The organism is Arcicella aurantiaca, assembly GCF_003148625.1.
Taxonomy (GTDB): domain Bacteria; phylum Bacteroidota; class Bacteroidia; order Cytophagales; family Spirosomataceae; genus Arcicella; species Arcicella aurantiaca.
In genome coordinates, this window is the sequence record NZ_QGGO01000021.1 from 56088 (window position 1) to 68183 (window position 12096).

The window sequence follows — 12096 nt, forward strand, 5'->3', positions numbered from 1 at the left end:
TTGAGATTTCAGTATTTTGTTGAAAAATAATCTTGAAATTTTAGAATTCTATAAATCTTAGTTCAGCTATAAAATCACCAATCAATGCTTGTTTTCTGTAACTCGTTTTCTAATTCTACTTAATGAAACAGGCGTAACTCCCATAAATGAAGCTAAATGTTTTAAAGGTACTCGATTCATTAAGTTTGGATATTCTTCAATAAATTTTAGGTAACGCTCTTCTGGAGAATAGAAAAGGTGTTTCTCAAAAACTTTTATAGCTTGTGCCAGTTCGTGTTGAATGAAATACCTTCCAAAACGTTCTAATCGTGGATTCTGTGAAAATAAAACTTCCATTTGGTCGTAATCGTAAACAACCATTAATGTATCTTCCAAAGCCTCAAAACTGTAAGATGAAGGTTGATTGAGAATAATACACTCGAAAGAAGATACCATCTGTTGTTCTTTCTTAAAAATTAGATTGTATTCTTCACCGTCTTTTAAATGATAGAATCTAATCAAACCATTCATAATCATACCCACTTTTTTACTGTAATCCCCAGTTCTGAGAAAGTGTTCATTTTTATCAATTTGTACAATTTTACCAATTGATAAAAGTTGCGTTAAATCACTCATATCCAAAAACTCATATTGTCCCCAAAGATTTTGAAAATCAGGACTTTGAGTGATATTTTGTATCATTTGCTTATCCATGTTTCAGTTTATGAGTTTTAACATTTATGAGTGTATGAGTTTTAAGTCATAAACTTACTACTCATACACTCATGAACTTAACTATACCAATGCTTCAAACAAAATCTCGACAGCGTGTTTAGCAGTACGCCCAGTTCCATCGTGAATTTGGTGACGGCAACTCGTTCCCGAAGCAGCAATAATTACGTCATCAGCCTGTTGGCGAATTGTTGGGAAAAGTACCAATTCTCCTACTTGGTTTGATAAGTCAAAATGCTCTTTTTCGTATCCAAAAGAACCAGCCATTCCACAACAACCAGATGGAATAATTTGAACTTCGTAATTGCTTGGTAATGAAAGACTTTTCTTGGCAGGGACTAAACTTGAAAGCGATTTTTGCTGACAATGTCCATGTAATTTTACCAAACGTTTTTCAGTTGTAAAGGCACTTTTTGCAATACGTTTTGCATCAATTTCTTTAGCAATAAATTCTTCCATCATGAAGACATTTTGGGCTAATTTCTTCGCATCTTCTAATAAATTTTCATCTACTAAATCAGGATATTCATCACGGAAAGTTAAGATTGCCGAAGGTTCAATTCCGACTAAAGGAATATCTTCCGAAACCACATTTCTCAATAAACTCACATTCTGATTTGCCAATTTTTTAGCATCATTCAAAAGCCCTTTTGATAATTGCGGACGACCTGACTCTACGTGATTTGGTACGATGACTTCGTAACCCAAACGGTTCAGTAATTTCACCGCAGTCATACCGATTTCTACGTCATTATAATTAGTAAATTCATCTACAAAAAGATATACTTTTCTTTGCGTTTTTGTGCCTTCGTGGCTCTTAAACCAATTTTTAAATGTTTTCTTTGCCAATAGAGGCATCGTTCTGTCAGGGTGAAAACCAACGATATTATTAGCAATTTTACGTAATGCAGGCGTATCAAAAACTAAATTGTAAGCCCAAGGAATGTATGAAAATAAGCCAGATAATTTAGAAAAATTCCCTACCAAACGACTTCTAATTGGTACACCATTTTCTTTATAATATTGGTGTAAAAATTCCATTTTCAATTTAGCAACATCCACATTCGACGGACAATCTGATTTACAACCTTTACAAGCCAAACATAAATCAAAAACTTCCTTGATTTCTTCGTGATTAAAACGGTTCGCTTTATCAGAATGTGTCAAGAATTCTCTCAAAATATTAGCTCTTGCACGAGTAGTTTCCTTTTCATTACGAGTAGCCATATAAGACGGACACATCGTTCCACCCGAAAGGTGCGTTTTACGGCAATCGCCTGAACCATTACACTGTTCGGCGTGCTGTAAAATATTTTGGTCGGTAAAGCGGAAAGTTGTCTCAAAATCAGGGGTTTGTTGCCCTGGCGTGTAACGCAAAAACGTATCCATTGGAGGCGTATCAACCACCTTATTTGGGTTGAAAATATTATACGGGTCCCAAATACGTTTCACCTCTTTCATCAAACCATAATTGTGTTCACCAACCATTTGCTTGATAAATTCACCACGTAAGCGTCCGTCACCATGCTCTCCAGAAAGTGAACCGTTAAATTTCTTAACCAAAGTCGCAATTTCTTCAGCAATTAATCTAAACTGTTTATTTCCCTCAACAGTCTTTAAATTAATGATTGGACGAAGGTGGATTTCTCCCGAACCTGCATGAGCATAATGCACACAGTAGAGATTATTTTTATCTAAAATTTCATTGAATTCACGGATGAAATCAGGTAAATCATTCACATCAACGGCAGTATCTTCAATTACAGCTACTGCTTTTTCATCACCAGGAAGATTTGAAAGTAGTCCCAAACCTGCTTTACGCAAATCCCAAACCTTTTTGGTATCAGCACCATAAACCACAGGAAAATGATAGCCTAAGCCAGCAGCACGCATTTCTGCTTCCATCGCAATAGCTTTGGCTTCAATTTCTGCATGAGAAGTTCCACGCAATTCAACCACCAAAATTGCACCAGGGTCACCTTGCACAAAGAAACGATTTTGGCTATGTTCTTTATTGGCTTTGGTGCATTCCAAAATATAATGGTCCATCAATTCAGAAGCCGACGGTTTATATTTCAAGGCAATTAAGTTTGCTCTTAAAGATTCATCAACGGTATTAAAATGCCCACAAACCAACCCAATTTCTGGCGGAGGCATATCATTTACGTGTAATTTTATTTCAGTCAAGAAACAAAGCGTACCTTCCGACCCTGAGATTAATTCACAGAAATTAAACGGTTTTCCTCCTTCTGTAAATGGCTCGCAGTTTAGTAGCATATCCAAAGCATAACCTGTATTTCGTCTTTCAATGGTTGGTTTTGGAAACTCTTTACGGATTTCAGCTTGGTTTTCTGGTTTAATCAAGATATTATTCATTTCTCGATAAATCTTTTCAGAAAGTGTGGCTGTTCCATTTTTCTTTTCAGCACTTGCCAATAAATCAGCTAAGTTCTGAGAAGCATGGCTTTTAAATTCAACTTCAGAACCGTCTGCTAAAATTCCTTTTACCTCCATTACGTGTTCACGAGTTGAACCATAAACTACCGAATTTGAGCCACATGAATTATTACCAACCATTCCGCCAATCATGGCACGGTTTGCGGTAGAAGTTTCAGGCCCAAAGAATAATCCATGTTTCTTCAACTCCATATTTAGCACATCACGCACCACTCCGGGTTGAACACGTACCCAATGTTCTTCTTTATTTACTTCTAAAATTTTGGTAAAATTTTTAGAAACGTCAACCACAATTCCATTGCCTACCACTTGCCCTGCCAAGGACGTTCCCGCAGTTCTTGGAATAATGGACGAGCCATTTTCACGAGCAAAGTTGATTAATGTTTTAATATCATTAATCGTTTTTGGAATAGCCACAGCAGTAGGCATTTCACGATATGCTGAAGCGTCTGTGGCATAAAGAGTTCTCATTACTGTATCGTAATGGAGTTCACCCTCTAATTTCGTGGCAAGTTGAGCGAGTAAATTGTGATTGGTCATTTTGGATTATACTAAGAATTATATTGCGTTTCTAAGTTCTACTTTTACACATCAAAATTACCAATAATTTTAATCTGATGTTGCTATAAATATTTTTTAAGGTAGTTTATGTTGGAATAGTGCAATAAAATAAAAATATAGGACAGGTAATTTTGTGCCATTATTCATCAAAAACGCTGATTATTCACACTTTTGCAAACTTTTGCAAACACTATTCTAATATGTGCTAAACTTTGCAAAAGCAAATTAAATACAATTTCTTACATTCTGTTGTTGATATAGCAAATAAAATTTTTTCAAAAAAAAATTGAATTATAGAAATTTTCTTTTCTACTTTGCATTACATTTTTATAACAATTTCATATTTAGTCTCTCAAAAATACTATTTGCCTAATCCATCACGTATAATTCTTCTTTTAGTAATTAGGCTATGTATTGATGTAATTATTATTTATTTACTCTAATTATTTGGAGTCAAATATGTAATTGTTTAGTGTTTTTCATTAACCATTTCCAATCTTAACAAAACCTTATGAATAATCATTTTTACAGATGGTTCGGTCGCTCAGTGCGACAGGGTGTAGCATCAAAGTCTCTTTTGAAGACTGCTTTGATGGCTATCACTATGCTTGTGTCTATAAGCATGTATGCTCAAGACAAAACAGTTTCGGGTAAAGTAACTGATAAAGGAGACGGTTCGGGTATGCCTGGTGTTTCTATTTCAGTAAAAGGTTCAAACAAAGGTACTCAAACGGATATCAATGGTGCATACAAAATTGCTGCTCCAGCTAATGCTACTTTAGTTTTCTCTTTTGTTGGTTATGCAAAACAAGAGATTGCAGTTGGTACTCGTTCTGAATTAAATGTAACTTTAGTATCAGAAAATAAAGCTCTTGACGAAGTTGTTGTTGTTGGTTATGGTACTACTACCAGAAAAGACGCAACAGGTGGTGTTACTTCTTTAACTGCTAAGGACTTTAACCAAGGGGTTATCGCTTCTCCAGAGCAATTATTACAAGGTCGTGCTGCGGGTGTTCAAATGACTCCTAACAGTGGTGAGCCAGGAGCGGGTATTAACATCCGTATTCGTGGTACCACTTCAATCCGTTCAGGAAATGGTCCATTGTACGTAGTAGATGGTATTCCTTTGGACGGTTCAAGTACTGTTGATGGTGCTGATGGTAGTGCAGGTTTCGGTAACGTTGCTGCTAAAAACCCATTAAACTTTATGAACCCTTCAGATATTGAAAGTATTTCAGTATTGAAAGATGCTTCTGCTGCTGCTATCTATGGAGCAAGAGGTGCAAACGGTGTAGTTTTAATTACAACTAAAAAAGGAAAATCAGGTCAAAGTAACTTAAACGTTTCAATCGGTACAAGTATCGCTTCAAACTACAAAAACTATGACGTACTTTCAACAAGTGCATTCTTAACAGAAGCTGCTAAAGCTGGATTAGATGTTAATAACAAAACAATCAATGCAGGTTCAAGCACTAACTGGCAAGACCAAGTATATCGTACAGCTGTCACTCAAAACTATAACTTGAGCTATGGTGGTGGAAATGACGTAACTAACTATTTCTTCTCTTTAGGTTATAACGACCAACAAGGAACAGTTAAAGGAACTTCAATGGGAAGAGTTTCAGCTCGTATCAACGCAACTCACAAGTTATTTGATAACAAAGTGGTTTTAGGTGTTGCTATGACAACTTCTCAAATTAAAGATAAAGGTGCTGCAACAGGTGGTGACATCGGTTTTGAAGGTAACGTAATCAGTAGAGCTATTCAAACAAACCCTACTTACCCAATTCTTGCGGCTGATGGTTCATACTTTACAAATGGTACTCCTGCTTTCCGTAACCCAGTTTCTTTATTAGAGCAAATCAATATTGGTGGTAGTACTGCAAGAACTTTGATGAACATCACTGGTACTTGGAACATCACTAAAGATTTATCTTACAAAGCTAACTTTGGTTTAGATAACTCAAACGGTGTAACAAGAACAAGTGTTCAACCAAATACGCCAGGATTTAGCGTAAACATTCCAAATAACCAAGGTTATTCAAGAATTGCTAACCGTTATATCACTACTACTACGATTGAACATACTTTGAACTACAAAACTGTTCTTGGTAAATCTAAAATTGATGCGATTGCTGGTTTCTCTTATCAGAAATTTGAAAACCAAAGTAATTATGTTCAAGCTCTTTACTTTACTTCTCCAGCTGGTTTCGACTTATCTAACAACCTTAACTTTGTTGATAATAGCGGTACTCAGAAAGCATTTTCAGGAGGTTCTGCAAAGTCTCAGTTTGACTTACAGTCTTATTTCGGTCGTGTAAACTATTCATTCAACGACAAGTATTTATTAACAGGTACTCTTCGTGTTGATGGTTCTTCTAAATTCGGTCTTAACAATAAATATGGTTATTTCCCATCAGTTGGTGCTGCTTGGCGTTTATCGAATGAGTCATTCATTCCAAAAGAGATTTTCTCTGACTTGAAATTGAGAACTAACTGGGGTATCACAGGTAACCAAGAATTCCCTACTAATACTTCATTGGCTACTTATGCTCCTAACTCTGGTGCAGGTGGTATCTCTAAAGAAAACGTACCAAACCCAGACATTAAATGGGAATCTACTACTGCTTATGGCGTAGGTCTTGACTTTGGTTTAATGAAAGGAAGATTAACAGGTACAGTTGATTACTTCAACAAAAGTACAAACAACTTGTTATTCCCTTTTGCTGCACCACAACCAGACGTAGCAACAACAAGATGGGCAAACATTCCTGCTGATATTAGAAACACAGGGGTTGAATTTAGCTTAAACTACCAAATTTTAGCAGGTACTAAGTTAGGTTGGGATGCAAGTGTTAATACTACTTTCTTGAAAAACGAAGTGGCTAAATTAGACGTTGCTACTATCCAAACAGGTAACTTATACGGACAAGGTTTATCAGGTGTATTTATCCAACCAATCACACAAGGATACCCATTATATGGTTTCTTCTTAAATGATTTCAAAGGATATGATTCAAATGGTAACACAATTTTATCAGCAGAGAAATCATACAAAGGAAGTCCATTCCCTACAATGGTTTGGGGTTTAACTAACAACTTTACTTATGGTTCTTGGAACGCAAGTCTTTTCATCAACGGTCAGTCAGGTGGTTATATCTATAACAACACTGCAACAGCTGTATTGAACAGAGGTTCATTGAAACAAGGTAACAACGTAACTCCTTATACATTGTCAAGCACAACAGGTCAGGCTTACGGAGATGCTCCAGTTGCATCAACATTCTATTTAGAGAAATCTGATTTTATCCGTATCTCTAACTTGTCAATCGGTCACACAGTTAAGTTACCTGCAAACAGCTTTGCTAAATCATTGAATATCTCATTGACTGGTCAAAACTTATTGTTGATTTCTAACTATTCAGGTTTAGACCCAGAAATTTCAAACCCTGCTGCGGCAAGAGGTACAGGGGCTAATGCTATTCCTTCTTTGGGTATTGACTATATCTCATATCCAAAAGCAAGAGCATTTACTTTAGGTATTAGTGCTAATTTCTAATTTTATTTGAATTTTAAAAGAAATTTAAAACCTCATTATTAGACTAATCGTTAATAAATATAATTATTGATAGACAATCTATCAGTATTCCATTTTATTAAAAATTATATAAGATATCAAAATGAAGAACATTAATAAAATAGTTATCCCTTCACTAATCACAATATTGATGACAGGGACAATTGGATGTAGTAACTTAGATGACGCAGTTCTTGACCGTGTATCTGAAGTTTCATCCGTACAACCAGATTTACAGTTGAAATCTGCTTACCAAACTTTAGGAACGTTTACTGACCAAGCTGCTATCTACGCTTTGACTGAGCATCCATCTGATGAGATGCAAGGTCCAACAAGAGGTGCTGACTGGGACGATAACGGTAGATGGAGAAACTTACATACGCACACTTGGACAAACCAAAGTGATGACGTATTGGCTGCTTGGAATAACTTAAACAGAGGTCACGCTTTAGCAAATGAAGTTTTAGGTAACTCAAAAGCAACTGCTAAACAAAAAGCTGAAGCTAAGTTCATTCGTGCATTCTATATGTATTATACAACTGACTTGTTTGGTCAAGTTGCGTTTAGAGATTTAGCTAACCCAGGTGCTTTACCAAAAGCATTGAGCCGTAAAGAAGCTGCTGCTCAAATCATTGCTGATTTGAAAGAAGTTAGCTCACTTTTAGATAATGCTACTGGTTCAAATTCAGGTTTAGCTACTAAAGAAGCTGCTGCTTTCCTTTTAGCTAAAACATATTTGAACAACGGTGTATTTACGCAAGACCCAAATGCCGCAGCAGGTCCATTTACTTTTGCTGCTGCTGATATGGATGCTGTGGTTTCAAATGCTGATGTTATCATTAACTCTGGTAAATTCTCTTTATCAAGTAACTATTTTGATAACTTCCACTATGATAACACTTCGAAATCAAAAGAGTTAATCTTTGTTATTCCAAATGAGAAAGGTGCAAGTAATAACAATGGTTCTTCTCCAAGAAACCGTTATTATATGACAACCCACTACAACCAAACTCCATCAGGTTGGAACGGATTTACAACTTTAGCAGACTTCTATAATAGTTTTGATAAAGCTGATAGTCGTGTTGGTGCATCAATTCCAGGTGTAACAGATGTGAAAGGTTTACGTGCAGGTTTCTTAATTGGTCAACAATATGGAGCAGGTGGTGTAGCTTTAACAGATAGAACTGGTAAGCCATTAGTATTTACTTCAGCAATTGACATTAAAAATGCTAATGAAACTGAAGGTGTACGTGTAATTAAGTATATCCCAGATTTATCTGATATTGATTCTCCGGGTAATGACTATGTATTCTTCCGTTATGCTGACGTATTATTAATGAAAGCTGAAGCATTGTACAGAAAAGATAAAACTTCTGCTGCTGCTTTGACAATCATCAATAACTTGAGAGTTGCTCGTGGAACAAAAGCTTTAACTGCTTTAACAGATGCTGACATCTTAGCTGAACGTGGACGTGAAATGTATTGGGAAGGTTGGAGAAGAAATGACCAAATCCGTTTTGGTACATTCTCAGCTCCTGTACAAAACCGTACTGCTGCATCTCCAGCTTACCGTGTTGTATTCCCTATTCCACAAAGAGAATTGGAAATCAATCCAAACTTGAAGCAAAACGTTGGTTATTAATCAATAATCATTTGCAACATATTCAATCAAAAAATGCTCGTTTTAACGGGCATTTTTTGATTAAACATAAAACGTTTCCCAATTAACATAAAACAGTAAAAAAATGAAGAAGTGCCTTAGTTTATCTTTCCAATATTTCGCAATATTAGCAATGATAAGTTTTTGTACTGCTTGTTCATCTACAGAGAAAGAGCAGGAGGAAATGTGCGAAAAGGTTTATCAGTCTTTGAAGGATAATCAATCTAAAATTATTATTAAAATGAATGGAGAAAAGTTCTACAAAGAGGAAAGTATTTTTGGAGGACATTTAGAAATTCTGGAAAAAAACGTAACAATCAGCTATTATGACCAATTTGACAGTAATGTGATGATTCATTTTGGTGGAAATAAATGGTATGCTGCAAGACCGATACGAGTGCCTGTTATGTTAGAAAGTGGATATTCTTCAAATGTGATGATTGGAAGAATGAAAAATAAGGCAAAAAAATTGGGTGAAGGTTATTTGATGGCATCTGGATTTTTAACTATGAAGTCATTCACGAAAGATAAAATAATTATGATGATTGAAGGTAAGGCAAAAAAATATCCTAAAGTTGATGAAACAAGCCCATCTTATGATGTAAAAGGATATTTTATTAGCAAAAGACCTAAAATTGATTATTTAACAGTTGATGAAAAAGCTGCTTTTTACGATAAAGTTGAAAAATAAAAATTAATGAAATGGTAGTTTAGACCTATTTCCCATTAAAAAAGAAAAGATGAGAATTAATAGAGGAGTAATATTTGGGCTTTTACTTTTTTTAGGAAATGGGTTGTATGCACAAAGAACTACCTATTTACTCAGAGGAAATGTAAAAGATGCCAGTACTGGGAAGTTTTTAGCAGGGGCAGCTATTGCCTTAGATTCACGTAAAACTGGTGTTGTGAGTGATTCATTGGGAAATTACTCATTAAGATTGCCAGAAGATGAATATGTTGTGAGAATTACTCACGTTGGATATAAACCCTTTCGATTGTACGTGAAATTTGATAAAAATACAGTTATTGATGCTGTTTTAGAAGATGTCACAAGACAATTGGAAGAAGTAATTGTGTCCAGTGTGGCTACACGTAAAGACATATTGACTCCATCTTTGGGCGTTTCTTTATTGAGTATGAAGGGCATCAAGAAAATACCTGCCATGATGGGTGAAGTGGATGTGTTAAGAAGTTTACAAACACTTCCCGGTGTTTCGTCGGTAGGAGAGGGAGCAAACGGAATAAACATTCGTGGTGGGGCTGTTGACCAAAATTTAGTTTTTATTGATAATACGCCCATTTTTAACCCAACACATCTTTTTGGTTTATTTTCCATTTTCGCTTCCGATGGCATTCGAGAATTAGAGCTTTACAAAGGTGGAATTCCTGCTCGTTTTGGAGGAAGAACTGCTTCGGTTTTGGATATAAAAATGCTTGACCCAAATCTGGAAAAGTTTAAAATGAGTGGTGGCGTTGGTCCAATCTCAAATCGTGCTTTACTTGAAATTCCAATCATTAAAAACAAATTGTCGATTTTAAGTACGGCAAGACTTTCTTTTAATGATTTTTGGTTCAAATTGTTTGCTCCCGATAATCTGAAAAATACTCGTGCCAATTTTTATGACGTTGCCAATAAGGTTTTTTACAAACCAAATGCTAAAAATACCATTGCTTTGAGTACCTATTTCAGTCAGGATTTTTATAGAGTTGATTCTTTATTTAGCCTTGAAAACGTAATTGCCAAACAAACAGATTTTAGATACGGACACACCAATTTTTCATTGAAATGGAATAAATATATCAATGAAAAGTCAAGTTTTGAGGTAGTTGGAGTATATAGCAATTACAAAACGCTAACAGAATCCCCTGATTCTCTGAATAGAATTGATTTAAGAAATAGCATTCAGTATCAAAATCTTAAATTCAATTACGACTATGCTTTGAATGAAAGACATAAAACTAATTTTGGTTTCAATGCCGTAAGATATGATTTGAATCCTGGAGTTTTGAATAAAGATATTGTATCAAAAATATCAAGTCTTGAATTAGCAAAAGAGCAGTCGATGGAATTATCTCTTTTTGCCGATGATGAGTTTAAAGTAAATAATAAACTGACGCTCCAACTTGGGTTAAGATATACACAGTTTTTAAATCTTGGACCTTCGCAGGTTAGAAAATATCAAGAAGGTGAGCCACGTTCATCAGTTACTTTGCTTTCATCGGAACAAAAAGATGGAATTGTAAAAAGTTATGGAGGTTTTGAACCCCGACTTACCGCAGTTTATGTGCTTAATCCTGTGACTTCTCTGAAATTTGGGTACAATAGAATGCAACAATTTTTGCAGATAATTTCTAATAATACAACGCCATTACCAACTTCTCGTTGGAAAATTGCGGATGAAAATATTTTACCTCAAAACAGTGATTTTTTATCGTTGGGGTATTTCAAAACTTGGAATGATAACGTTTGGGAAGCATCCATTGAGTCCTATTTTAGAGATACAAGAAATGTAATTGACTATGTTTCAGGAGCTAATTTACAGCTCAATCAGACTTTAGAAACACAACTTTTGTCAGGTCGTGGGCGTTCTTACGGAGCAGAATTGATGATTTCTAAAAAGAAAGGAGAGTTAACAGGTTGGTTTAGCTATACTTATGCGAGGTCATTTCAGCAAACTAATGGGCAGTATGCAGAGCAAAGAATTAATAATGGAAATTGGTACGCATCCAATTATGATAAACCACATACGGTAAACATCGTTTTGAATGCCCAACCAGATAAACACAATAGTTTTTCATTCATTTTTGCCTATAATACAGGGCGACCGTTTTCGTCACCTACGGGAACATATACGCTTGATGGTCAGCAACTTCCTTTGTATTTGAAACGTAATAATGATAGAATTCCTGATTATCACCGTTTAGATTTTTCTTGGACGATTACTAATCCGAGTATGAAAGAAAAGCGTTGGGAAGGCAGTTGGATTTTTACAGTTTATAACGTTTACGGACGTTCAAATCCTTATTCTGTATTTTTCACCAATGGAAAAGACGGAACAAAAGTGTATCAATTAAGTGTATTTGCTTCTCCTTTAGTGTCATTAGCCTATAACTTTAAATTCAAATGACC

The 12096-nt window shown here is 35.4% G+C and carries 6 protein-coding genes; 4 read left to right on the forward strand and 2 right to left on the reverse strand.

What is annotated here, in order from left to right:
- Positions 1-81 precede the first annotated feature (81 nt).
- The gene (locus LV89_RS17435; RefSeq protein WP_158279618.1) at positions 82-681 is read right to left on the reverse strand and encodes a Crp/Fnr family transcriptional regulator; all 600 of its coding nucleotides are present in this window, start codon (positions 679-681) and stop codon (positions 82-84) included.
- Between the two features lie 93 nt (positions 682-774).
- The gene (locus LV89_RS17440; RefSeq protein ID WP_109744208.1) at positions 775-3708 is read right to left on the reverse strand and encodes an FAD-binding and (Fe-S)-binding domain-containing protein; all 2934 of its coding nucleotides are present in this window, start codon (positions 3706-3708) and stop codon (positions 775-777) included.
- A gap of 532 nt (positions 3709-4240) precedes the next feature.
- Here LV89_RS17440 and LV89_RS17445 point away from each other — a divergent pair.
- The 4 genes from LV89_RS17445 (at position 4241) to LV89_RS17460 (ending at position 12094) form a co-directional block, all read left to right on the forward strand.
- Positions 4241-7288, forward strand: coding sequence for a SusC/RagA family TonB-linked outer membrane protein (locus LV89_RS17445; protein WP_109744209.1), 3048 nt, complete (start codon positions 4241-4243; stop codon positions 7286-7288).
- A gap of 121 nt (positions 7289-7409) precedes the next feature.
- Positions 7410-8948, forward strand: coding sequence for a RagB/SusD family nutrient uptake outer membrane protein (locus LV89_RS17450; RefSeq protein ID WP_109744210.1), 1539 nt, complete (start codon positions 7410-7412; stop codon positions 8946-8948).
- A 103-nt stretch (positions 8949-9051) separates the two neighbouring features.
- Positions 9052-9657 carry a hypothetical protein gene (locus tag LV89_RS17455; RefSeq protein ID WP_146199196.1) on the forward strand — a complete coding sequence of 202 codons (606 nt, stop codon included), beginning with the start codon at positions 9052-9054 and terminating at the stop codon, positions 9655-9657.
- A 49-nt stretch (positions 9658-9706) separates the two neighbouring features.
- Positions 9707-12094, forward strand: coding sequence for a TonB-dependent receptor (locus LV89_RS17460; protein WP_109744212.1), 2388 nt, complete (start codon positions 9707-9709; stop codon positions 12092-12094).
- Positions 12095-12096 lie beyond the last annotated feature (2 nt).

Coding starts and splice junctions, on each gene's coding strand:
- LV89_RS17450 (WP_109744210.1), top strand. CDS start 7,410: ATGAAGAACATTAATAAAATAGTTATCCCTTCACTAATCACAATATTG.
- LV89_RS17440 (WP_109744208.1), bottom strand. CDS start 3,708: ATGACCAATCACAATTTACTCGCTCAACTTGCCACGAAATTAGAGGGT.
- LV89_RS17455 (WP_146199196.1), top strand. CDS start 9,052: ATGAAGAAGTGCCTTAGTTTATCTTTCCAATATTTCGCAATATTAGCA.
- LV89_RS17460 (WP_109744212.1), top strand. CDS start 9,707: ATGAGAATTAATAGAGGAGTAATATTTGGGCTTTTACTTTTTTTAGGA.
- LV89_RS17435 (WP_158279618.1), bottom strand. CDS start 681: ATGATACAAAATATCACTCAAAGTCCTGATTTTCAAAATCTTTGGGGA.
- LV89_RS17445 (WP_109744209.1), top strand. CDS start 4,241: ATGAATAATCATTTTTACAGATGGTTCGGTCGCTCAGTGCGACAGGGT.